Annotated in this window: 15 protein-coding genes; 5 read left to right on the forward strand and 10 right to left on the reverse strand. The window is 71.4% G+C overall.

The window, feature by feature from the left end:
- Positions 1-26: 26 nt before the first annotated feature.
- Positions 27-2,540, reverse strand: a complete 2,514-nt coding sequence (locus AB0L37_RS17760; RefSeq protein WP_365505565.1) for a DUF3516 domain-containing protein — start codon at positions 2,538-2,540, stop codon at positions 27-29.
- Positions 2,541-2,745: 205 nt separating this feature from the next.
- Here AB0L37_RS17760 and AB0L37_RS17765 point away from each other — a divergent pair, with 205 nt between their 5' ends.
- On the forward strand, positions 2,746-3,540 hold the full coding sequence (locus tag AB0L37_RS17765) for a metal-dependent hydrolase (protein WP_365505568.1): 795 nt from the start codon (positions 2,746-2,748) through the stop codon (positions 3,538-3,540).
- 32 nt (positions 3,541-3,572) lie between these two features.
- Here the strand turns inward: AB0L37_RS17765 and AB0L37_RS17770 are convergent, their stop codons facing one another.
- Positions 3,573-5,363 (reverse strand): ABC transporter ATP-binding protein, encoded by a 1,791-nt coding sequence (locus tag AB0L37_RS17770; RefSeq protein ID WP_365505571.1) that lies wholly within the window; start codon positions 5,361-5,363, stop codon positions 3,573-3,575.
- Complete coding sequence (locus tag AB0L37_RS17775) at positions 5,360-7,174, reverse strand: ABC transporter ATP-binding protein (RefSeq protein ID WP_365505574.1); 1,815 nt, start codon at positions 7,172-7,174, stop codon at positions 5,360-5,362. The genes AB0L37_RS17770 and AB0L37_RS17775 overlap by 4 nt, the downstream gene beginning before the upstream one ends.
- Positions 7,175-7,366: 192 nt before the next feature.
- Between AB0L37_RS17775 and AB0L37_RS17780 the strand changes: the two genes are divergently transcribed.
- Positions 7,367-8,122, forward strand: a complete 756-nt coding sequence (locus tag AB0L37_RS17780; protein WP_365505577.1) for a L,D-transpeptidase family protein — start codon at positions 7,367-7,369, stop codon at positions 8,120-8,122.
- Positions 8,123-8,167: 45 nt separating this feature from the next.
- Here AB0L37_RS17780 and AB0L37_RS17785 read toward each other — a convergent pair whose 3' ends face one another.
- Positions 8,168-9,679, reverse strand: a complete 1,512-nt coding sequence (locus AB0L37_RS17785) for a glycosyltransferase family 39 protein (protein WP_365505580.1) — start codon at positions 9,677-9,679, stop codon at positions 8,168-8,170.
- 106 nt (positions 9,680-9,785) lie between these two features.
- Between AB0L37_RS17785 and AB0L37_RS17790 the strand changes: the two genes are divergently transcribed.
- On the forward strand, positions 9,786-11,375 hold the full coding sequence (locus tag AB0L37_RS17790; RefSeq protein WP_365505583.1) for a peptide-N4-asparagine amidase: 1,590 nt from the start codon (positions 9,786-9,788) through the stop codon (positions 11,373-11,375).
- 43 nt (positions 11,376-11,418) lie between these two features.
- Here AB0L37_RS17790 and AB0L37_RS17795 read toward each other — a convergent pair whose 3' ends face one another.
- The 3 genes from AB0L37_RS17795 to AB0L37_RS17805 form a co-directional block, all read right to left on the reverse strand.
- Complete coding sequence (locus AB0L37_RS17795; protein WP_365505585.1) at positions 11,419-12,870, reverse strand: Gfo/Idh/MocA family oxidoreductase; 1,452 nt, start codon at positions 12,868-12,870, stop codon at positions 11,419-11,421.
- A 123-nt stretch (positions 12,871-12,993) separates the two neighbouring features.
- Positions 12,994-15,918 (reverse strand): FAD-binding and (Fe-S)-binding domain-containing protein, encoded by a 2,925-nt coding sequence (locus AB0L37_RS17800; protein WP_365505587.1) that lies wholly within the window; start codon positions 15,916-15,918, stop codon positions 12,994-12,996.
- A gap of 19 nt (positions 15,919-15,937) precedes the next feature.
- Complete coding sequence (locus tag AB0L37_RS17805; RefSeq protein ID WP_365505590.1) at positions 15,938-16,381, reverse strand: MarR family transcriptional regulator; 444 nt, start codon at positions 16,379-16,381, stop codon at positions 15,938-15,940.
- 125 nt (positions 16,382-16,506) lie between these two features.
- On the opposite strand from AB0L37_RS17805, the gene AB0L37_RS17810 reads away from it, so the two are divergent.
- Both AB0L37_RS17810 and mltG read left to right on the forward strand, forming a co-directional pair.
- The gene (locus AB0L37_RS17810; RefSeq protein WP_365505593.1) at positions 16,507-18,321 is read left to right on the forward strand and encodes an ABC transporter ATP-binding protein; all 1,815 of its coding nucleotides are present in this window, start codon (positions 16,507-16,509) and stop codon (positions 18,319-18,321) included.
- Between the two features lie 153 nt (positions 18,322-18,474).
- A complete protein-coding gene (mltG, locus tag AB0L37_RS17815) occupies positions 18,475-19,308 on the forward strand; it encodes an endolytic transglycosylase MltG (protein ID WP_365505595.1) in 834 nt (277 codons plus the stop codon).
- 53 nt (positions 19,309-19,361) lie between these two features.
- On the opposite strand, the gene AB0L37_RS17820 is transcribed toward mltG, so the two are convergent.
- The 3 genes from AB0L37_RS17820 to AB0L37_RS17830 are packed head-to-tail and all read right to left on the reverse strand — an operon-like array spanning position 19,362 to position 22,747.
- A complete protein-coding gene (locus tag AB0L37_RS17820; RefSeq protein WP_365505598.1) occupies positions 19,362-20,489 on the reverse strand; it encodes an NAD(P)-binding domain-containing protein in 1,128 nt (375 codons plus the stop codon).
- Between the two features lie 52 nt (positions 20,490-20,541).
- A complete protein-coding gene (locus AB0L37_RS17825; protein WP_365505600.1) occupies positions 20,542-21,711 on the reverse strand; it encodes an LLM class flavin-dependent oxidoreductase in 1,170 nt (389 codons plus the stop codon).
- A 4-nt stretch (positions 21,712-21,715) separates the two neighbouring features.
- Complete coding sequence (locus AB0L37_RS17830; protein ID WP_365505603.1) at positions 21,716-22,747, reverse strand: ABC transporter substrate-binding protein; 1,032 nt, start codon at positions 22,745-22,747, stop codon at positions 21,716-21,718.
- Positions 22,748-22,806 lie beyond the last annotated feature (59 nt).

Below are 22,806 nucleotides of genomic sequence, written 5' to 3' on the forward strand. Positions count from 1 at the left end.
ACGCGGTCGTCAGGCCGGCCCGGAATCTACAACTGACCGACGGCCGTGACCCGGACGACGGCTCGGCCCTCGGCGTCGGAGGCCGCGAGGTCGACCTCGGCGCTGATGCCCCAGTCGTGGTCGCCGTTCGGATCGGCGAAGGTCTGGCGCACCTTCCACAGGCCGTGCTCCGGATCCTCCTCGATCATGAGCAGCTTCGGGCCGCGCGCGTCCGGTCCGGTGCCGAGGTCCTCGTACTCGTCCCAGTACGCGTCCATGGCCTCGCCCCAGGCATCGGCGTCCCAGCCCGACTCGCCGTCCAGCTCGCCGAGTTCGTCGACGTGGTCGAGGGCGGCCAGTTCCACGCGGCGGAACATGGCGTTGCGGACGAGGACGCGGAAGGCGCGGGCGTTCGCGGTGACCGGCTTGACCTGGTCGGCCTTCTCCTGCGCCTCCTCGGCGGTCATCTCCTCCGGGTTGGCGAGCTGCTCCCACTCGTCCAGGAGGCTGGAGTCGACCTGGCGCACCATCTCGCCGAGCCAGGCGATCAGATCCTCCAGGTCCTCCGACTTGAGGTCGTCGGGCACGGTGTGGTCGAGCGTCTTGTACGCGCTCGCCAGGTAGCGCAGGACGATGCCCTCGGTGCGCGCGAGTTCGTAGAAGGAGACGAACTCGGTGAAGGTCATGGCCCGTTCGTACATGTCACGGATCACGGACTTGGGCGACAGCGGGTGGTCGCCGACCCACGGGTGGCTCTGCCGGTACGTGTCGTACGCGTGGAAGAGCAGCTCCTCCAGCGGCTTCGCGTAGGAGATGTCCTGGAGGCGCTCCATGCGCTCCTCGTACTCGACACCGTCCGCCTTCATCAGCGCGACGGCCTCGCCACGGGCCTTGTTCTGCTGGGCGTGCAGGATCTGCCGCGGGTCGTCCAGCGTGGACTCCACGACGGAGACCATGTCCAGCGCGTACGACGGCGACTCCTTGTCCAGCAGGTCGAACGCGGCGAGGGCGAACGTCGACAGCGGCTGGTTCAGCGCGAAGTCCTGCTGGAGGTCGACGGTGAGCCGCACGATGCGGCCCGTCGGGTCCGGGGTGTCCAGTTTCTCGACGATGCCGCCGTCGAGCAGCGAGCGGTAGATCGCGATGGCGCGGCGGATGTGGCGCAGCTGCTGCTTGCGCGGCTCGTGGTTGTCCTCGAGGAGGTGCCGCATCGCGTCGAAGGCGTTGCCGGGGCGCGCGATGACCGACAGGAGCATGGTGTGGGTGACACGGAAGCGCGAGGTCAGCGGCTCGGGATCCGAGGCGATCAGCTTCTCGAACGTGCTCTCCGTCCACCCGACGAAGCCTTCCGGCGCCTTCTTGCGGACCACCTTGCGGCGCTTCTTGGGGTCGTCGCCCGCCTTCGACAGCGCCTTCTCGTTCTCGATCACGTGCTCGGGCGCCTGCGCCACCACGAAGCCCGCGGTGTCGAAGCCCGCTCGGCCGGCGCGCCCCGCGATCTGGTGGAACTCGCGGGCGCGCAGCGTACGGACACGGGTGCCGTCGTACTTGGTGAGAGCGGTGAACAGCACAGTGCGGATCGGCACGTTGACGCCGACGCCGAGCGTGTCCGTACCGCAGATCACCTTCAGCAGACCTGCCTGGGCCAGCTTCTCGACGAGCCGACGGTACTTCGGCAGCATGCCGGCGTGGTGCACGCCGATGCCGTGCCGTACGTAACGGGACAGGTTGCGGCCGAACTTGGTGGTGAAGCGGAAGTTGCCGATCAGCTCGGCGATCTTGTCCTTCTCCTCGCGCGTGCACATGTTGATGCTCATCAGCGCCTGCGCGCGCTCGACGGCCTGTGCCTGAGTGAAGTGCACGATGTAGACGGGCGCCTGCCGCGTGTCGAGCAGCTCGGTCAGGGTCTCCGTCAGCGGGGTGAGCCGGTACTCGTAGGAGAGCGGGACGGGGCGGGTCGCCGAGCGGACCACCGACGTGGGGCGCCCCGTGCGCCGGGTGAGGTCCTTCTCGAACATCGCGACGTCGCCGAGCGTCGCCGACATCAGGATGAACTGCGCCTGCGGCAGTTCGAGGATCGGGATCTGCCAGGCCCAGCCGCGGTCCGCCTCCGCGTAGAAGTGGAACTCGTCCATGACGACCTGGCCGATGTCGGCCTGGGCGCCGTCGCGCAGCGCGATGGAGGCGAGCACCTCGGCGGTGCAGCAGATCACGGGCGCGTCCGAGTTCACGGAGGCGTCGCCGGTCAGCATGCCGACGTTCTCCGTGCCGAAGATCTTGCACAGCTCGAAGAACTTCTCGGAGACCAGCGCCTTGATGGGCGCGGTGTAGAAGGTGACCTCGTCCCGCGCGAGCGCCGCGAAGTGCGCGGCGGCCGCGATCATGGACTTGCCGGAGCCCGTGGGCGTCGAGACGATCACGTTCGCCCCCGACACCACCTCGATCAGCGCCTCCTCCTGGTGGGGATAGAGGGTCAGACCCCGTTCCTCGACCCACGACTCGAAGGCGTCGTAGAGGGCGTCCGGGTCGGCGGTCTTCGGGAGCTGATCGATAAGGGTCACGTCACCATCTTGCCTGTCTTCCCACCCGATCCGGCAATCGGATGCCCGTACGAAGATCACGAAGGTTACGCTGGGTCGCCGACGGGGCGTCAGGCCGCGAGGGGCCCGCAGGGGCCAACTCGGCAGCGCACCAAGGGACATGTCGGCACATCGCACGCTGTCGGCACCACGCACGACACAACAGAAGCAGGGGCGGAACACAGCCATGATGGGACCGGCACACTCGCTGTCAGGAGCGGCGGCCTGGCTGGGGGTGGGCGCGGCCGCGGCCGCCGCAGGACATCCGATGCCGTGGCCCGTCGTCCTCGTCGGAGCGCTGATCTGCGCCGGAGCGGCGCTCGCCCCCGATCTGGACCACAAGGCGGCGACCATCTCGCGCGCCTTCGGACCGCTCTCCCGGGGCCTGTGCGAGATCGTCGACAAACTCTCGTACGCCGTCTACAAGGCCACCCGCAAGCAGGGCGACCCGCGCCGCTCGGGCGGTCACCGCACACTCACCCATACGTGGCTGTGGGCGGTCCTCATCGGGGCGGGAGCCTCGGCCGCGGCGATCACCGGGGGCCGCTGGGCCGTGCTTGCGCTCCTCTTCGTCCACATGGTGCTCGCGATCGAGGGCCTGCTGTGGCGGGCCGCCCGAGGGTCGAGCAGCGACATCCTGGTCTGGCTGCTCGCGGCGACCAGCGCCTGGATCCTCGCCGGCGTCCTGGACAAGCCGGGCAACGGAGCGGACTGGCTCTTCACCGACCCCGGCCAGGAGTACCTGTGGCTGGGCCTGCCCATCGTGCTCGGCGCCCTGGTGCACGACATCGGCGACGCGCTCACCGTCTCCGGCTGCCCGGTGCTTTGGCCCATCCCGATCGGCCGCAAGCGCTGGTACCCGATCGGCCCGCCGAAGGCCATGCGGTTCCGGGCCGGCAGCTGGATCGAGCTGAAGGTGCTGATGCCCGTCTTCATGCTGCTCGGCGGCGTGGGGTGCGCGGCCGCGCTCAACTTCATCTGAGCCCGGCCGCGCCTCCCACCCTCCTGGCGCGGCTATCCGTGCCAGGACCGCCACAGCGCCGCGTACGCCCCGCCGGCCGCGACCAGGTCGTCGTGGCTGCCGAGCTCGCGGATGCGGCCCTCCTCCACGACGGCGATCACGTCCGCGTCGTGCGCGGTGTGCAGCCGGTGGGCGATCGCCACGACCGTGCGGCCGTCGAGGACCCGGGCCAGCGAGCGTTCCAGGTTCCGGGCCGCACGCGGGTCGAGCAGCGAGGTCGCCTCGTCCAGGACCAGCGTGTGCGGATCGGCGAGGACGAGCCGGGCCAGTGCGATCTGCTGGGCCTGGGCCGGGGTGAGCGCGAGCCCGCCCGAGCCGACCTCCGTGTCGAGGCCGTCGTCCAGGCTGCCGGCCCACCCGTCGGCGTCGACCGCGCCGAGGGCCGCCCACAGCTCGGCGTCCTCGGCGCCGGAGCGCGCCAGGCGGAGGTTGTCGCGCAGGGAGCCCACGAAGACGTGGTGCTCCTGGTTGACGAGGGCCACGTGGGAGCGGACCCGCTCGGCCTGCATCCGCGAGAGCTCCGCCCCGCCGAGCGTGACCTGCCCGGTCCGCGGCGCGTAGATCCCGGCGAGCAGCCGGCCCAGCGTCGACTTGCCCGCGCCGGACGGACCGACCAGGGCGAGCCGGGTGCCCGGCGCGACCTCCAGGGAGACCTTGCGCAGCACGTCGACGCCCTCGCGGTAGCCGAAGTGCACCTCGTCCGCGTGGACGTCACGGCCCTCGGGCCGCACCGACGCGTCGCCCGCGTCCGGCTCGATGTCCCGCACCCCGACCAGACGGGCCAGGGACACCTGGGCGACCTGCAACTCGTCGTACCAGCGCAGGATCAGGCCCACCGGGTCCACGAGCATCTGCGCGATGAGGGCCGACGTGGTCAGCTGGCCGACCCCGATCCAGCCCTGGAGGACGAAGACGCCGCCGACCAGCAGGACGGAGAGCAGGACGAGGACGTGCACGGCGTTGATCACCGGGAAGAGCACCGAGCGCAGGTACAACGTGTAGCGCTCCCACCGCGTCCACTCGAAGACACGCCGCTCCGACAGCTCCACACGGCGGTCGCCGAGGCGGTGCGACTCCACGGTCCGGCCCGCGTCCACGGTCTCGGCGAGGGCAGCCGCGACCGCCGCGTACCCGGCGGCCTCCGAGCGGTACGCCGAAGGGGCCCGCTTGAAGTACCAGCGGCAGCCGACGACGAGCACCGGCACCGCGACGAGGATCGCGGGGGCCAGCGGCGGCGCCGTCACCGCGAGCCCGCCGATCAGCAGCCCCGCCCACACCACCCCGATGGACAGCTGGGGCACGGCCTCGCGCATGGCGTTCGCGAGCCGGTCGATGTCCGTGGTGATCCGGGACAGCAGGTCACCCGTGCCGGCCCGCTCCAGGACGCCCGGCGGCAGACCGACGGAGCGCACCAGGAAGTCCTCGCGCAGATCCGCCAGCATCCGTTCGCCGAGCATCGCCCCGCGCAGCCGCACCTGCCGGACGAACACCGCCTGGATCACCAGGGCGAGCACGAACAGGCCGATGGTGCGGCCCAGTTGGAGGTCGCGCAGGGCGTCGGCGCCGTCCGAGACGTCCTGCACGAGGCCGCCGAGCAGGTAGGGCCCGGCCATCGACGCGACGACGGCGACCGTGTTCACGCCGATCAGCAGCAGGAAGGCGCGCCGGTGGCGCCGGTACAGCTCGACCACGTAGGCGCGGACCGTGGCCGGGGCGCCGATCGGCAGAGTGTGTGCGGTGGTGGGGGCCGCCGGGTCGTAGGCCGGGGGCGCTACGCCGATCATGCCGTCTCCTCCATGTCGATCTCGATCTCGGACTCGAGGGCCGGCCGGGAGGCCGCCTCCTCGTCTGTCTCGCGCGTGACCACCGCGCGGTACCGGGGCTCGGTGCGCACCAGCTCGCGGTGCTCACCGACCGCGGCGACCTCGCCCTCGTGCACGAACACCACGCGGTCGGCGCGGTCGAGCACCAGCGGCGACGAGGTGAGGACCACCGTCGTGCGGCCGCTGCGCAGGGCCCGTACGCCCTGGGCGATCCGCGCCTCGGTGTGCGAGTCGACGGCGGACGTCGGCTCGTCGAGGACCAGCGCCTCCGGGTCGGTGACCAGGGAGCGCGCAAGCGCCAGACGCTGGCGCTGGCCACCGGACAGGGACCGGCCGCGCTCGGTGATCCGGGCGTTCATCGGGTCCTCGTCCAGCGACGCCTGGGTGAGCGCGTCGAGGACGTCGGCGCACTGCGCCGCGGCCAGCGCCTCCTCGGGCGGCACTGACCCGCCGGACGGCACGTCGAGCAGTTCGGCGAGCGTGCCCGAGAGCAGCACCGGGTCCTTGTCCTGGACGAGCACCGCGGTCCGCGCCACGTCCAGTGGCAGTTCGTCCAGCGGAACCCCGCCGAGGAGTACGGAGGGCAGCACCGATTCGTCGTCGTCACCGGCGGAGGCGGCGTGCCCGCCGAGACGGTCGGCGAGGCGGCCCGCCAGGTCCGGGTCGCCGCACACCACGGCGGTGAACCGGCCCGCGGGAGCGAGCATCCCGGTCACCGGGTCGTACAGATCGCCGGTCGGCGCGGGCGCGTCCCGCAGTCCGCCGTCCGGCTCGGTGACCCGGCGCAGGGCAAGCACCCTGGCCGCGCGCTGGGCCGACGGACGCGAGAAGGAGTACGCCATGGCGATCTCCTCGAAGTGCCGCAGCGGGTAGTTGAGGATCATCACCGCGCTGTAGACGGTGACCAGTTCACCGACGGTGATCCGGCCCTCGCGGGCGAGATGGACGCCGTACCAGACGACCACGATCAGCAGAAGGCCGGGAAGGAGGACCTGGATCGCGGAGATCAGCGACCACATGCGCGCACTGCGCACGGCAGCCCTGCGGACCTCCTGGGAGGCGCGGCGGTAGCGGTCGAGGAAGAGTTCCTCACCGCCGATGCCGCGCAGCACCCGCAGCCCGGCGACGGTGTCCGAGGCGAGCTCGGTGGCCCGGCCCGCCTTCTCGCGCTGCTGGTCCGCGCGCCGGGTGGCGCGGGGCAGCAGCGGGAGGACGGCGAGGGCGAGCACCGGCATGCCGATCGCGACGACGACGCCGAGGGCGGGCTGGTAGATCACGAGGCTGACGCAGACGAGGACGACGGTGAGCGCGGCGGCGGCGAAGCGCGACAGCGCCTCGACGAACCAGCCGATCTTCTCGACGTCACCGGTGGACACCGCCACCACCTCGCCCGCGGCGACCCGCCGGGTCAGGGCGGCGCCGAGGGCTGCGGCCTTGCGGGCCAGGAGCTGCTGGACCCGGGCTGCGGCCGTGATCCAGTTCGTGACCGCCGAGCGGTGCAGCATCGTGTCGCCGAGGGCGATCGCGACGCCCAGCAGCACGATGACGCCGCCCGCCGTCGCGAGGCCGGAGCCCGAGCCGTCGACGACGGCCTGGACGGCGTAGCCGACGCCGTACGGCAGGCCCGCGACGGAGCCGAAGTGGAGCAGGCCCCAGGCGAGTGACTTCAGCTGGCCACGAAGCTGGTTCCGGCCGAGCCAGAGCAGGAACCGGGGGCCGGAGCGCGCGTCGGGCACGCCCGGGTCGGGATACGGAAGGTCGGAGATCTGCATGACGTCCCAAGGCTCGAAAAGGGGAACCGAAGTGGGGGATCTGGATGGGGAGATTCGGCGGAGCAAACCGTGAAAGGTTCGCGTCCCAGGCGCAGCGGAGGCAAACGGTTTTCCGGTGCGGAGCAAAGATTCGGCCCGGATCGACGCAGGGCACCGGGCCCCGCCCGAGGGCACCCAACAGGTGGTGCGACCATGGAACGCATGCGTAATGCGGGTGCGGTACGAGTCGGGGTCGCCGCGGCGGCCTGTGGTCTTCTTCTGACGACGGTGGCGGCGTGCGGCGCCGACGACGGTGGCAGCGGACAGGACACGGGCGCGCACAGTTCGGCGGACGGCGCACGGAACGACGAGGCACGCGCCGTCGACCTCAAGCGCATCCCCGGTGTGGGAGACCGCTACCAGAAGCAGATCCCGGCGAGCGCGCGGCAGGTCGTCGCCGTCTACGGGGACGGGAAGAACTCGGCGGACTCGACGATCGCGCTCTTCACCAGGACCGGCGACACCTGGAAGAAGGAGCGCAGCTGGTCCGGGCACAACGGCAAGAAGGGCTGGACCACCGAGCACCACGAGGGCGACAAGCGCAGCCCGGTCGGCGTGTTCACGCTCAGCGACGCCGGCGGTGTCCTCGCCGACCCGGGCTCGAAGCTCCCGTACACGCAGTCCGCCGCGTTCCAGGCGCCGCACTACTGGGCGAAGTCGCACTGGCACGACTTCGACTACGTCGTCGCCATCGACTACAACCGGGTCAAGGGCACCTCGCCGAGCGACCCGACCCGCCCCGAGGGCCAGTCCAAGGGCGGCAGCATCTGGCTGCACATGGACCACGGCAGCGGGACGTCCGCGTGCGTGAGCCAGTCGAAGGCGAACATGGAGTACCTGCTCAAGACGCTCGACCCGAAGCTGCACCCGGTCGTCGTGATGGGGGACAAGGCTGACCTCAAGGCCTGAGACCCGGTGTCCGGCGAGGGCAGGGCCCCCTCCGACGCGACCGGTTCAGTACGCGTGGCGCAGTGAGGGCCACAGGGCCGACCACCTGCGGGCCGGGCCCTCGCACAGCACGATCGCCGTGCCCTGCTCCTCGTTGTCGACGTCGTGACCGTTGTCGACGCGGGCGACGGTGCGGCAGCCGGTGAAGTACCGCTCGATGCCGGAGGCGTCCGCCTGGCGGACGAGCAGGACGGGTCCGTCCGCGGTGTCGGGCGGCGGGCCCCAGTCGGCGTAGCTCATGTGGCCCGAGTACGGGGCGGGCAGGCCCCGCGCCGGGCCGTACCGGTCCAGGGCGCCCGCCTCGCCGTAGTTCCCGGTGAACACGACGGCCCCGGCCCGCCGTTGAGGTGGGATGTGTGACCAGCCCTCGCGCGCCGCGTCGGCCAGTTCGGGCCAGCCGACCTGCTCGCCCTGCTCCGGGTTGACGGCCATCGGTGCGGCGAGGTTCTCGGGCGGCAGCACCGGCAGGCCGATCACGGTGCTCAGGGCGGCGGACACGACGACGGCGCCCGCCAGCAGCCCGCGCCGTACCCGCGCGCTCCCGGCCCCGGCCCAGCGCAGGGTCGGCTCGCACCCGGCGGCGAGCAGCACCACCAGCAGCGGCACCGTGTAGTAGCCCTTGCCGTCGAGGGCGAGCACGATCACGCACAGCACCGGGTACGCGACCGCGAACGCCCGCGCCCACCGCAGGTCCGCCGCGCGCCACAACCGGCGCCAGCCGGCGATCCACACCGGCACGAACAGCGGGGAGAGATAGACGAGTTGCTCCGGGACGAACAGCGCGCGGTTCTCCGCGCCGTCGTCCGCGCTGATGCCGCGCGCCACCGTGAGCTGCGGCCAGTCGTGCGCGGCCTGCCACACCACGTTGGGCGCAGCCAGCGCGAGCGCCGTCGCGCACCCGGTCACGAACCACCCGCTGGACAGCACCCGGCGCGGTCCCACCGCGACGATCGCCAGGAGCAGCACGGCGACGAGGAGCACCACCAGGTACTTGTTCTGCACGCCGATGCCCGTGACCGCGCCCACCGCGAGCCACCATCGACCGTCCCCGGTGCGCAGCACGCGCAGCACGAGCCAGCTCACCGTCACCCACACCAGCAGGTCGAACGTCGCCGTGTTCACCATGTGCCCGAGACCGAGGACCTGTCCGCCGACCGCCGTGAGCCCGGCCGCCAGGAGTTGGGTGCCGCGCCCGCCGCCCATCTCCCGTGCCACCAGGGCGACCACGATCACGGCCGCGGTGACGGCGAGCGTCGCGCACACGCGCAGTCCGGCCAGGCTGTCGCCGAAGACGGCGGTGGAGGCACGGGCCAGCAGGGGAGTGAGCGGCGGCTGATCCACGTATCCCCAGGACAGGTGGTGTGCGGCCGTGCGGAAGTACAACTCGTCACGGTGGTAGCCGTATCGGGCCGACACCAGGGTCAGTGTCAACGCGTATGCGACGGCGCCGCACAGGAGCGGCCGCCAGGCCAGGGGCGCGAGCGGCGCCCCGTCCGTCCGCTCGGCTTCCTCGCGCATGGCCCCCCGCCTTCCCCCGGTGCGCCGGGAGCGTACTTGCCCGGCCGGTGTCGGTCGAGAGGGGACGCCATTGCGCCGCGGGCCGTCACACCGTAGAACTCCGCCCATGAGAAGACGCGTCATGTCCATGCTCGCCGGGGTGATCCTCGCGGCGGGCTCGCTCCTCGCCGGATCACCGGCGAGCGCCCAACAGGCCGATGTGACAAGCGAGTTCGGTACCGACTGGCACGATCCGGTCACCGCGGCCCCGCCGGTCGAGAAGCCCCGTACCAAGGCGTGCGACGTCACCCTCGCCGAGGCGCAGTTCCGTGACTTCACGCCGTACAAGGGGAGTTACACCCCGCCGAAGGGCTGCGGAGACCGCTGGAGCAAGGTCGTGCTGCGGCTCGAAGGCACGGTGAAGGGCCGCCAGTTCGACCGCCTGGGCTATCTGCACATCGGCGGCGTCGAAGTCCTGCGCACGTCGACACCGGAGCCCTCGCCGGACGGCATCGCCTGGAACGTCGAGAAGGACGTCACCCGCTACAGCGCCACCCTGCGCGCCGAGCAGCCCGTCGAGATGCTCATCGGCAACGTCGTGAACGAGACCTACACCGGCGTCATCGACGTCAAGGCGACCCTCACCTTCTACGCCGCCGGCGCGTCGACTCCCGCTGCCCGCACGCCCGATCGGGTGCTGACCCGGGCCGCAGACGACACCGTCGTCACGCCCCGCAACAGCGAGCGGATCGTCGCCGAGGTGTACGCCACCGGTTCGGGCGGCGGCTGCGAGGAGTACTGGTACCTGACCGTGCCCGACGCCGCGCCGTACTCCTGCAAGGCGGACGACGGGCCCTACCGCGAGGTGCAGATCACGGTCGACGGCCACCTCGCGGGAATCGCCGCCCCGTTCCCGACCGTGTGGACCGGCGGCTGGTCCAACCCCTTTCTCTGGTACGTGATTCCGGGCCCGCGCGCCTTCGACATCAAGCCGATCGAGTACGACCTCACGCCGTTCGCGGGGCTGCTCAACGACGGCCGGCCGCACCGCGTCGAGGTGGACGTCGTCGGCGTCCCGCAGGGGCAGAGCGGCTGGAGCACGCCGGTGAACATCCTCGCCTGGCAGGACGCCGGCCGCGCCCACGTCACCGGCGCACTCACCGGGCACAAGGCCGGCGACCTCGCCAACACCTCGACGTACACGCCGGGTTCGGGAGACGTTCAGCACCGGCTCGACACCGAAGGCGGCCACGGCCTCACCGTCAGCGGCTACGTGAACACCTCGCACGGCCGCGTCACCACCACCGTCAGCCGCACGCTCGCCACCACCTCCGTGCACCGCTGGACCGACGGCGAGAACGCCGACGCGCTCGACGCCACGTGGACCGACCGTGAGACCGTCAGCGTGGACGGGCACGCGACCCGCACCCACCGCACGTACCGCATGGACGGCACCACGACCCTCGGCGCCGACGACCGGCTGCGCACCGTGATCACCCTCGGTGACCGCGAGGCGACGAGCGCGGGCGGCGCCTGGACCGTGCGCGACGACACGTACACCGGTGACGCGACGTACACGTCGAGCGCCCCGCGTGAGCAGCGGCACGCCGTCGGCGTGACGGGGGAGCGCTATCGCGTGCACGGCCCCGGACGCTGCTACGACCGTGAACTCCGCACAGAGCAGGGCATGTTGACGGTCGACCGCACGCGCTGCTGAGCAGGGGCGGGGCCCGTGTCTCCCGGGCCCCGCACCGCGCCGCTCAGGATTCGGCGGGCTTCTCCGAGTCGACGCCGCCGCGCTTCTTGCGCCACTCGCCGCGCGTGAAGTCCGGGATCTGCTGCGGCGCGCCGTTCGCCTTGATCGACAGATGGCTCAGCGGCACCGGTGACGTCCAGGTCGCGGCGTCGTACACGTCGAAGTCCGGTACGAGACCGAGGCGCATCGTCTGCATCAGGCGGTACACCATGATGTAGTCCATGCCGCCGTGCCCGCCCGGCGGGTTGGCGTGCTCCTTCCACAGCCAGTGGTCCCAGTCGGCGTACTGGGCGAAGTCGCCCCAGGCGTCGTCCGTCTGGTCCGGCTCGAGATAGATGCGTGCGGGGTAGTCCTCGAACACGCCCTTGGTGCCGCCGAGTTGATTGATCCGCGAGTACGGGTGCGGGGTGCTGACGTCGTGCTCCAGGCGGATCACCCGCCCCTTCGCCGTCTGGACGAGGCTGATCGTGCGGTCCGACTCGATATAGGTCTCCTTCCAACTCGGGTCGTCCTTGGGCATGTGGGCCGCCCGGTACTCGGCGAGGCCGAGCGACGGTGTGCCGAAGCTGGAGATGTGCGTGACGCGGTCGCCGCGGTTGATGTCCATGTAGTTGGCGACCGGGCCGAAGCCGTGGTTCGGGTAGAGGTCGCCGCGCAGCCGCGTGTGCCACAGCCGCCGCCACGGGCCCTCGTAGTAGTCGGGGTCGAACATCAGGCCGCGCAGATCGTGGTTGTACGCCCCCGCACCGTGCAGGAGCCGGCCGAACTTGCCCGCGTGCGCCATCCGCAGGACCCGCATCTCGTTGCGGCCGTAACAGCAGTTCTCCAGCTGCATGCAGTGTCTGCGCGTGCGCTCCGAGAGGTCCACCAGCTCCCACAGCTGGTCGAGTCGGAGCGCGATCGGGCATTCGACGCCGACGTGCTTGCCGTTCAGCATCGCCGTCCTCGCCATCTCGAAGTGCCAGTCCCACGGCGTCGCCGCGTACACGAAGTCGAGGTCGCCGCGCTTGCACAGGTTCTCGAAGTCGTGGTCGCCCTTGGTGTACGTGGCCGGAGCCGCCTGGCCCGCGGCCGTCACCTTCGCCGCCGCGCGCTCCGTCTTGTCCTTCACCGGGTCGCACAGCGCCACGACCTGGACCCCCGGCATCGCCAGGAACAGGTCGATCATGCTCCCGCCGCGGTTGCCGAGCCCGATGATCCCGACCCGGACCGTGGAGCGCCGCTCGAAGGGCACCCCGGCCATGGTCGCGCCCTGCCGGACGGGTGCGGACGCGGTGTCCGTCGACTGCGCGTCAGGTTCCGCTGCCTGTGCGGTGGTTGAGCCGAATGCGGCGAGGCCGAGACCTGCCCCCGCGACACCAGCCGTGCGCAGAACGTCACGCCGGGAATGGCCGCCGTCGGTCGGTACGGGGTCCTCCGCGCCGAAGTGCCGCGTCCGGTCGTCGTTGTCGTGCATCGAACCTCCAAGGTGGTGGGTGCGGTGCCGGGCAAACGGCAGCCACCTTGGAGGTGATGAACAACGGGCGCAAGGGACGGAAGAGGCCGAGGAGTTGGACTTTCGGCGCAGGGGCGCCGGCGGTCAGCGGGACGGGCGCGTCGCCCGCTCCAGCTCCACGAGGACGGAGTGGTACGAGCGGCCCGTCGCGTGATCCATGCCGACCTCGCACATCCGGTTCGCCGACAGATACGCGTCGTAGGAGCGGGACGTGACCTCCGCGGCTTCCTTGCGGGTCGCGGACTCGGTCAACTCCTTGTGGAGCATGCCCCGGTCGCCCGCGAACGCGCAGCAGCCCGCGTCGTCGGGGATGACCACTTCGTCGGCACACGCCTCGGCGACGGCCTTCAACTGCGCGACGTCACCGAGGTGTTCCATGGAACAGGTCGGATGGAGCACCGCGGAGCCGATCGTGCGCTCCACGGTCAGCCGCGGCAGCAGCTCATCGGCGGCCCACACCAGGGAGTCCACGATGGTGAGCTCCTGGTGCAACTCCCGGTTGTCGTCGGTGAGATACGGCACCACCTCGTGCGCGATGCCGAGCGTGCACGACGACGCGTCGACGACGAGGGGGAGGCGGCCGCCCGCGGTCCAGCCCCAGGCCGCCTCGACGATCCGGTTCGCCATCACCGTGTTGCCCTCGTCGTAGCCCTTGGAGTGCCAGATCGTGGCGCAGCACGTCCCCGCGACGTCCTCGGGGATCCACACCGGTTTTCCCGCGCGGGCGGACACCGCGACGACGGCCTGCGGGAGCGACAGGTCGCCCGGCGTCCCGAAGATGCGGTTGACGCACGCCGGGTAGTAGACCGCCGTGGCACCCACCCGCGCGGTGCGCGGAAGCCTGCGGGCCGCCGCACCCGGAATCTCCGGCAGCCACTCGGGCACGAGATCCGGCCGGATCGCCTTGCGCGCGGCGGTCGTCACGGAGGTCAGCAGCCGGTCGCTGATCTTGTCGGCGGCCGCCACGGCGAGCCGCGCGGACGCCTCGACGGCCTTGAAGTTCTTCGCGGCGAGCGCCGCCACCTTCTCCTCGCGGGGCGTGTGCCGCGCGTGCCGGAAGCCCTTCATGAAGGCGCCCGTGTCGATGCCGACCGGACAGGCCAGCTTGCACGTGGAGTCCCCGGCACAGGTGTCCACCGCGTCGTAGCCGTACGCGTCGACCAGCGCGTCCTCGACCGGCGAACCGGACGGCTGGCGCATCATCTCCCGGCGCAGCACGATCCGTTGGCGCGGTGTCGTCGTCAGGTCCTCGCTGGGGCAGGTGGGCTCGCAGAAGCCGCACTCGATGCACGGGTCCGCGATCGCCTCCACCTTGGGGATCGTCTTGAGGCCGCGCAGATGCGCCTTCGGGTCGCGGTCGAGCACGATCCGGGGCGCGAGGACCCCGTCCGGGTCGATGACCTGCTTCGTACGCCACATCAACTCCGTGGCCCGCGGCCCCCATTCGAGCTCCAGGAACGGCGCGATGTTGCGGCCCGTCGCGTGCTCGGCCTTCAGGGAGCCGTCGAACCGCTCGACCGTCAGCCGGCAGAAGTCGTCCATGAAGGCCGCGTACCGGTCGACGTCCGTCGGCTCGGCCGCGTCGAACGCCAGCAGGAAGTGCAGGTTCCCGTGCGCCGCGTGACCCGCCACCGCGGCGTCGAACCCGTGCCGCGTCTGGAGCTCCAACAGGGCTTCGCACGCCTCCGCGAGCCGCGACGGCGGCACCGCGAAGTCCTCCGTGATCAGCGTCGTGCCCGAGGGGCGGGACCCGCCGACCGCCGTGACGAACGCCTTGCGCGCCTTCCAGTAGCCCGCGATCGTCTTCGCGTCCCGCGTGAACACGTTCGTCACCGAGGGCACCGGCGCGACGAGTTCGAGGTTCTCGAGGGCCTTCGCCGCCGCCTCCTCGTAGGCGGCCTGCCGCTCCTCGTCCGGCGCCCGGAACTCCACGAGCAGCGCCGTCGTCTCCTTCGGCAGCTCGGCCCAGTCACGTGGCACGCCCTGCACACTGACCGACGCGCGCAGCGTGTTGCCGTCCATCAGCTCCACGGCCAGCGCCCCCGCCTCGTTGAAGACGGGCACCGCCGCGGCGGCCGCCGTGAGGGTCGGGAAGAAGAGCAGCGCCGTCGACACCTTCCGGTCCAACGGCAGCGTGTCGAAGACGACTTCGGAGATGAACCCGAACGTCCCCTCCGAGCCGACCATCAGGCCGCGCAGGATCCGCACGGGGGTGTCGCCGTCGAGGAAGGCGTCGAGCCGGTAGCCGTTCGTGTTCTTGATCTCGTACTTGGCGCGGATCCGGCGCGTGAGCTCCGCGTCCGCCTCGATCTCCCGCTTGATCGCCAACAGGCCCTCGCAGAGCGCCGGTTCGGCATGCGCCAGCCGCTCGTCCGCGTCGGGGTCGGCCGTGTCGACGACCGTGCCCGAGGGCAGGACGAAGGTCAGCGAGGCGAGCGTCCGGTAGGAGTTGCGGGTCGTGCCGGCCGTCATTCCCGACGCGTTGTTCGCCACCACGCCGCCGAGGGTGCAGGCGATGGCGCTCGCCGGGTCGGGGCCGAGCACCCGGCCGTGCCGCGCGAGCGTCGCGTTGGCCCGCACGACGGTCGTGCCCGGGCCGATGCGGGCCCGCTCGCCGTCGCCGAGCACCTCGACGCCCGACCAGAACCTGCGGACGTCCACGAGGATGTCCTCGCCCTGCGCCTGCCCGTTCAGCGACGTGCCCGCCGCGCGGAAGACGACCTCGCGGCCCTTGCCGTGCGCGTACGACAGCACGGCCGACACGTCGTCGATGTCCTCGGCGACCACGACGACCTGCGGCACGAACCGGTACGGGCTCGCGTCCGAGGCGTACCGGACCAGGTCCGAGACCTTCGTGAGGACCTTGTCCGCGCCCAGCAGGGCCGTCAGCTCGGAGCGCAGCGGCTCGGCGGTGCCGCCGGCCTGCCGGTCCGCGACCCGGTCGGGCGCCGGGCCCGAGGGGCGGGACGCGGGACGCAGGGCTTGCGGCTTCGGCTCCAGCAGCGGCATGGCCTCTCCTTGCTCGCGGTCAGCACTCCGGTGTGCGGGGGGACTCGTACAGCGCGTTCAGCAGGACCGTCAGCTGCGCGCGCTGCTCCGCGTCCAACGGTGCCAGGATCTCCTCTGCCGCCGCGCGGCGCGCGCTGCGCAGCTCCCGCAGGGCGGCCCGGCCCTTCTCGGTCAGCTCGATGCGGATGACGCGGCGATTGCTCGGATCGGGCACGCGGCGCACCAGATCGCCCGCCTCCAGACCGTCCACGGTGCTGGTCACCGCGCGGGGCACGACCTCCAGGCGCTGCGCGAGATCGGCCATCCGCGGCGGGGTCTCGTAGTGCACCAGCGTGCGCAGCAGGCGGGACTGCGCGGGCGTGATCCCGACCGGCTCGAGCTGGCGCTTCTGGATGCGCTGGAGGCGGCGGGTGAGCCGCAGCAGCTGCTCGGCGAGGAAGCCGTCGGCGTCCGGGGTACTCATGCCGGGAACAATATCAGGACCTCGTGCATTGTGAGTATAGGTAACAATGCACTATGCTCCTCAAGGTCGAACCCGGCTGCTGTCCGCCGGGCTCGCGCCGTACCCTTTCCCTGCCTAGGAGGCTCATGCGCCGCGACGAAATCGACTGGACGCCGCCCCCCGATGCCACGACATCGGGTCAGCCGCGGCAGATCCGCCGCATCCTGTCCCTGTTCCGCCCCTACCGCGGCCGGCTCGCCCTCGTCGGGCTGCTGGTCGCCGCCGCCTCGCTGGTCACGGTCGCGACGCCGTTCCTGCTCAAGGAGATCCTCGACGTCGCCATCCCCGAGGGCCGCACCGGGCTGCTCAGCCTGCTCGCCTTCGGCATGATCGTCAGCGCCGTCGTCACCAGCGTCTTCGGCGTCCTGCAGACCCTGATCTCGACGACGGTCGGCCAGCGCGTCATGCACGACCTGCGCACCGCCGTCTACGGACGCCTGCAGAGCATGTCGCTCGCCTTCTTCACCAAGACCCGCACCGGCGAGGTCCAGTCCCGCATCGCCAACGACATCGGCGGCATGCAGGCGACCGTGACCTCCACCGCGACCTCCCTCGTCTCGAACCTGACGAGCGTCGTCGCCACGATCGTCGCCATGGTCGCCCTCGACTGGCGCCTGACGGTCGTCTCCCTGCTTCTGCTGCCGGTCTTCGTGTGGATAGCCCGCCGCGTGGGCCGCGAGCGCAAGAAGATCGCCACGCAGCGCCAGAAGCAGATGGCCGCGATGGCCGCCACCGTCACCGAGTCGCTCTCCGTCAGCGGCATCCTGCTCGGTCGCACCATGGGCCGCGCCGACTCCCTGACGAAGTCGTTCGCCGACGAGTCCGACCAGCTCGTCGACCTGGAAGTCCGGTCGAGCATGGCGGGGCGCTGGCGCATGGCCGTCATCAGCATCGTCATGGCCGCCATGCCCGCCGTCATCTACTGGGCCGCGGGCATCGCCTTCCAGATGGGGGGCCCGAGCGTCTCCATCGGCACGCTGGTCGCGTTCGTCTCGCTCCAGCAGGGCCTGTTCCGGCCGACCGTGAGCCTGTTGCAGACCGGCGTCCAGATCCAGACCTCGCTCGCCCTGTTCCAGCGCATCTTCGAGTACCTCGACCTGCCCGTCGACATCACCGAGCGGGAGGACCCGGTCCGGCTCGACACCATCAAGGGCGAGGTCCGCTTCGAGGACGTCGCGTTCCGCTACGACGCCGAGGACCGGCGCCAGGCGCCCATCCTCGACGGCATCGACCTGACGATCCCCGCCGGCGGCTCCCTCGCCGTCGTCGGCCCGACCGGCTCCGGCAAGTCCACGCTCAGCTATCTGGTGCCGCGCCTGTACGACGTCACCGGCGGCCGCGTCACGGTCGACGGGGTCGACGTGCGCGACCTGGACTTCGAAACCCTGGCCCGCGCCGTCGGTGTCGTCTCGCAGGAGACGTACCTCTTCCACGCCTCGGTCGCCGAGAACCTCCGGTTCGCCAAGCCCGAGGCCACCGACGAGGAGCTGTACGCCGCTGCCCGCGCCGCCCAGATCCACGACCACATAGCCGGCCTGCCCGACGGGTACGACACCGTGGTCGGCGAGCGCGGCCACCGGTTCTCCGGAGGCGAGAAGCAGCGCCTTGCGATCGCCCGGACCATCCTGCGCGACCCGCCGATCCTGATCCTGGACGAGGCGACCAGCGCCCTGGACACCCGGACCGAGCACGCCGTCCAGGAAGCGATCGACGCCCTCTCGGCAGACCGCACCACGCTCACCATCGCGCACCGCCTGTCCACCGTCCGCGGCGCCGACCAGATCGTCGTCCTGGACTCCGGACGGATAGCCGAGCGCGGCACCCATGAGGAACTGCTCGCCCGCGGCGGCCGGTACGCGGCACTTGTCCAGCGTGACACGCAGCTGGAGACGGCGGCCTGAGCGAGCCCGGGGGTGCACGCGCCGACCAGGTACCGGCCCGCCCGGGGTCAGGTCGCACCTGCCGTCCAGGGCACTGGCCCACCCGGGGCCGGTGCGGGCGTCCGACATGAAGATATGCCGGGAATGCCCCGATGTGCGGGTTACCGTTCCCGCATGCTGAACGAGACTCCGCGACGGAGCACCATCCGACTCACGCGCCGCGGGCGCGTCGCCCTGATGGCGACCGGGGCCGTCGTGGCGGCCACCGCCGTCGCGGTTCCGCTGGCGCTGGCCGGCGGCGACGACGGGCGGCCCACCGCACTGACCATCCCGGAGGGGTGGCGCTCGGGGCAGATCTACGACGCCGTGGACAAGGCGCTCGAACTGCCGGCGGGCACCACGAAGAAGGCCGTGCCCAAGGCCGGCCTCAAGCTTCCGGGTGACGCGGGCGGCAACCCCGAGGGGTACCTCTTCCCGGCGACGTATCCGCTGACCGACAAGTCGACACCGCAGTCCGTCCTGTCGTACATGGTGAACACGGCCAACAAGAAGTACGGCGGCGGTGCGAAGACGACGGCGGGTGCCGACCGCGATGCGATGAACCTCTACCAGACGGTCACCATCGCGAGCATCGTCGAGGCCGAGGCCGACAACGCGCAGGACATGGGCAAGGTCGCCCGCGTCATCTACAACCGGCTCGAGCACGGCATGCCGCTGCAGATGGACTCCACCATCAACTACGCGCTCGGCCGCTCGACGCTGGCCACCAGTGACAAGGACACCAAGCTGGACAGCCCGTACAACACCTATGCGCGCATGGGGCTGCCGCCGTCACCCATCGGGAACCCGGGGGAGCAGGCGCTGAAGGCGGCCATCAGTCCGGCGCAGGGCGACTGGCTGTACTTCGTCACGGTCAAGCCGGGCGACACCCGCTTCACCGCGGACTTCGCGGAGCAGCAGCGCAACGTCGCGGAGTTCAACAAGAACCAGGCGAAAGCCGCGGGCTGACCCGGGGTGGTCATCGGGCGCGGCGCAGGCCGTCGCGCCCTCACGCGCCGGGGTCAGACCGCGGGGACGCCCGCCGGCTCCCCGGCCAGAAGCTTGCGCACCTCCCGGACGGCAGCCCGCCCGGCACGGTTCGCGCCGATGGTGCTCGCCGACGGGCCGTACCCCACCAGATGCACCCGCGGATCGAGCGCCGCGCGCGTGCCCTCCATACGGATGCCGCCGCCCGGCTCGCGCAGTCTGAGCGGTGCCAGGTGGTCGATCGCCGCCCGGAAACCGGTGGCCCACAGGATCACGTCGGCCTCGATCTCGCGCCCGTCGTTCCAGGCCACACCCGTCGGCGTGATCCGGTCGAACAGGGGGAGCCGGTCCAGGACGCCGTTCGCTCGGGCCTCGCGGATCGCGTCGTTCACCGGGAGCCCGGTCACCGAGACGACACTCAGCGGCGTCAGCCCCTCCCGTACCCGCTCCTCCACCATCGCGACCGCCGACCGGCCCCAGTCCTCGGTGAACGGGCCCTCGCGGAAGACCGGCGGCCGGCGCGTCACCCAGGTCGTCGAGGCGGCGTACGGGGCGATCTCCATCAGATGCTGCGTCCCCGACGCGCCGCCGCCCACCACGACCACCCGCTGCCCGGCGAACTCCTCGGGCCCGGGGTACTGCGCGGTGTGCAACTGCCGCCCGCGGAACGTCTCCTGGCCCGGATAGCGCGGCCAGAACGGCCGGTCCCAGGTGCCCGTCGCGTTGATCAGCGCACGCGTCGACCACACGCCGTCCGAGGTCTCGACCCGCAGTCGCCCGCCGTCGGCCTCCCGGACGGCCCGTACGTCGACGGGGCGCCGCACGCGCAGATCGAAGGTCTCCTCGTACGCGGTGAAGTACTCGGAGATGACCTCCGACGACGGACGGGCCGGGTCGGCGCCGGTCAGTTCCATGCCGGGAAGCGAGTGCATCCCGTGCACCTTGCCGTACGTCAGCGACGGCCAGCGGAACTGCCAGGCGCCGCCGGGCCGGGGCGCGTGGTCGAGGACGACGAAGTCGCGCTCCGGCTCGAATCCGGAGCGGCGCAGGTGATGGGCGGCGGACAGGCCGGCCTGCCCGGCACCGATGACCACCACGTCCACGCGCCGGACCTGCCGCTCGTCCGCCGCCGCGGCGCTGTCTCGTACCCCGATGTCGTTCACGTTTCTACTAACTCGACCGGGGTCCGAGATCTTCCCGTACGCCGTGCCGGGCTCAGCGCCCGCCCGCCACCAGCAACGGAGCGCCACCCCGCGCCGCGACGGACGTCAGGAGCCCGCGCGCCGCCAGTTCGGGGATCACGCCCTCCCCGAACCAGTACGCCTCCTCCAGATGCGGATAACCCGAGAGCACGAAGTGCTCGACGCCGAGCGCGTGGTACTCCTCGATCCGGTCCGCGACCTCCGCGTGGCTGCCGACCAGTGCCGTGCCGGCCCCGCCGCGCACCAGGCCCACGCCCGCCCAGAGATTGGGCGAGATCTCCAGGCCCTCGCGCTTGCCTCCGTGCAGGGCGAGCATCCGCTGCTGCCCCACGGACTCGCTGCGCCCGAGCGCCGCCTGCGCGGCCGCCACGGTCTCGGGGGAGAGGTCGTCGAGGAGCCGGTCCGCCGTCGTCCACGCGTCCCGCGCCGAGTCGCGCGAGATCGTGTGCAGCCGGATCCCGAACCGCACGGTCCGCCCCTCCCGCTCGGCGAGCGAGCGGATCCAGTCGATCTTCTCCTTGACCTGCTGCGGCGGCTCGCCCCACGTCAGATAGACGTCCGTGTGCCGCGCCGCGACCGGTCCGGCCGCGGCCGACGAACCCCCGAAGAAGATCTGCGGCAGCGGGTCGGGCGGCAGCGCCGAGAACGCTTCGTCGATCCGGTAGTGCTCGCCGGCGAAGTCGTACGGGCTGCGCGCCGTACCGTTCCACACGCCGCGCACCACGGAGAGGAACTCGTCGGTGCGCGCGTAGCGGCGGTCGTGGTCGAGGTGGTCGCCGTAGCGACGCTGCTCGGTCGAGTCGCCACCGGTGACGACGTTGAGCAACAGCCGCCCGTTCGTGAGGCGTTGATACGTCGACGCCATCTGCGCGGCGAGCACCGGCGAGATCACGCCCGGCCGGAACGCCACGAGGAACTTCAGCCGCTCGGTGTGCTGGGCGAGCGCGACCGTCGTCAGCCACGCGTCCTCGCACCACGTGCCGGTCGGCGTCAGGACCGCTTCGAAGCCCAACTGCTCGGCCGCCTTGGCTATTTGGACCAGATAGTCGAGGGAGGGTGCGCGCACCCCGGCGATCGCGCCACCAGCGGTCCGCTCCAGCGCACCCGCGGAGAAGGCGTGCCGGTCCACGAGCGTGCGGCCGTCGCCGCCGGTCGGCAGGAACCAGTGCAGAGAGACGGTCATGGTGTCAGGACTCCTTGCCGTAGGTGCGCGGTGCGGTCGAGGACGGCGGCAGCTCGCCGTTGAAGCGGGTGTCGACGAACGTCGAGAAGTCGACCTTGCGCGGGATCAGCTTCAACTGGGTGAACGTGTCGGCGATCTGCTGCTCGGAGGCGATCACCCCCTTGTCCACGGCGACGCTCACCCGGGTGCCGTTGGTGCGGTGGACGGCGTCGAGCGCGACCTCGTACGGCAGCCCGGTCTCCTTCGCCCAGACCTTCGCCCACGCGTCGGGGTGCTTGTAGACCCAGTCCTGGGCGCGTCGCAGCCGCTCCAGGTAGTCCTTGATCGCGGCGGACTTCTTCTTGTCGGCGAGGGCGGCGGGCGCGGCGACCTGGAACGCGAGCCCGTTGGTGATCCCGTCGCCGTCGGTCAGGACACGGCCCTGCTTGCCGCGCAGGACCTGCGAGGTGTACGGGTCCCAGACCGCCCACGCGTCGACCTTGCCGCTGGTGAACGCGGCCAGTGCATCGGCCGGTTGGAGGTACTTGACCTTGACGTCGCTCAGCGCGAGCCCGGCCTTCTTGAGGGACGCGACGAGTTGGTAGTGCGCCGACGAGCCCTGGGCGACGGCGATCGCCTTGCCCTTCAGCTGGGCGGTGCCGCTGAGCTTCGAGTCGTTCGGTACGAGGATCGTGTCGCCCTTCGCCGTACCGTGACTGGCCGCGACCACCTTGATCTTCGATCCGGCGCCGGCCGCGAAGACGGGCGGGGTGTTGCCGACGCCGCCGATGTCGACGGCCTTCGCGTTGACGGCTTCGAGGAGCGGTGGGCCGGAGGTGAACGTGGACCAGCGGATCTTGTAGCCGAGGTCGTCGAGTTCACCGGCGGCCCGCAGCACGGCCTCCGAACCGCCCTTCTGGTCACCGACGTTGAGCGTGAGGGAGCCCTTCCCGTCGCTGCCGCCACCGGTCGTCGTACTGGCGGAGGAGGCGCCGGAGCAGGCGGTGAGAAGCAGGGCGAGAGGAGCGAGCAGGGCGGGCAGAAGAGGGCGTCGCATGACAAGTCCGTTCAGGGGGAGGGTGGTTGGGGAGGCGGCTGGTCTACGCGTCTACGCGT

This window comes from Streptomyces sp. NPDC052225 (genome assembly GCF_040679615.1).
GTDB lineage: Bacteria > Actinomycetota > Actinomycetes > Streptomycetales > Streptomycetaceae > Streptomyces.

What these genes read in the sequence shown, in the direction of transcription:
- mltG (WP_365505595.1), top strand. Translation starts at nt 18,475, where the DNA reads ATGCTGAACGAGACTCCGCGACGGAGCACCATCCGACTCACGCGCCGC.
- AB0L37_RS17810 (WP_365505593.1), top strand. Translation starts at nt 16,507, where the DNA reads ATGCGCCGCGACGAAATCGACTGGACGCCGCCCCCCGATGCCACGACA.
- AB0L37_RS17765 (WP_365505568.1), top strand. Translation starts at nt 2,746, where the DNA reads ATGATGGGACCGGCACACTCGCTGTCAGGAGCGGCGGCCTGGCTGGGG.
- AB0L37_RS17790 (WP_365505583.1), top strand. Translation starts at nt 9,786, where the DNA reads ATGAGAAGACGCGTCATGTCCATGCTCGCCGGGGTGATCCTCGCGGCG.
- AB0L37_RS17800 (WP_365505587.1), bottom strand. Translation starts at nt 15,918, where the DNA reads ATGCCGCTGCTGGAGCCGAAGCCGCAAGCCCTGCGTCCCGCGTCCCGC.
- AB0L37_RS17785 (WP_365505580.1), bottom strand. Translation starts at nt 9,679, where the DNA reads ATGCGCGAGGAAGCCGAGCGGACGGACGGGGCGCCGCTCGCGCCCCTG.
- AB0L37_RS17775 (WP_365505574.1), bottom strand. Translation starts at nt 7,174, where the DNA reads ATGCAGATCTCCGACCTTCCGTATCCCGACCCGGGCGTGCCCGACGCG.
- AB0L37_RS17830 (WP_365505603.1), bottom strand. Translation starts at nt 22,747, where the DNA reads ATGCGACGCCCTCTTCTGCCCGCCCTGCTCGCTCCTCTCGCCCTGCTT.
- AB0L37_RS17770 (WP_365505571.1), bottom strand. Translation starts at nt 5,363, where the DNA reads ATGATCGGCGTAGCGCCCCCGGCCTACGACCCGGCGGCCCCCACCACC.
- AB0L37_RS17825 (WP_365505600.1), bottom strand. Translation starts at nt 21,711, where the DNA reads ATGACCGTCTCTCTGCACTGGTTCCTGCCGACCGGCGGCGACGGCCGC.
- AB0L37_RS17805 (WP_365505590.1), bottom strand. Translation starts at nt 16,381, where the DNA reads ATGAGTACCCCGGACGCCGACGGCTTCCTCGCCGAGCAGCTGCTGCGG.
- AB0L37_RS17795 (WP_365505585.1), bottom strand. Translation starts at nt 12,870, where the DNA reads ATGCACGACAACGACGACCGGACGCGGCACTTCGGCGCGGAGGACCCC.
- AB0L37_RS17780 (WP_365505577.1), top strand. Translation starts at nt 7,367, where the DNA reads ATGGAACGCATGCGTAATGCGGGTGCGGTACGAGTCGGGGTCGCCGCG.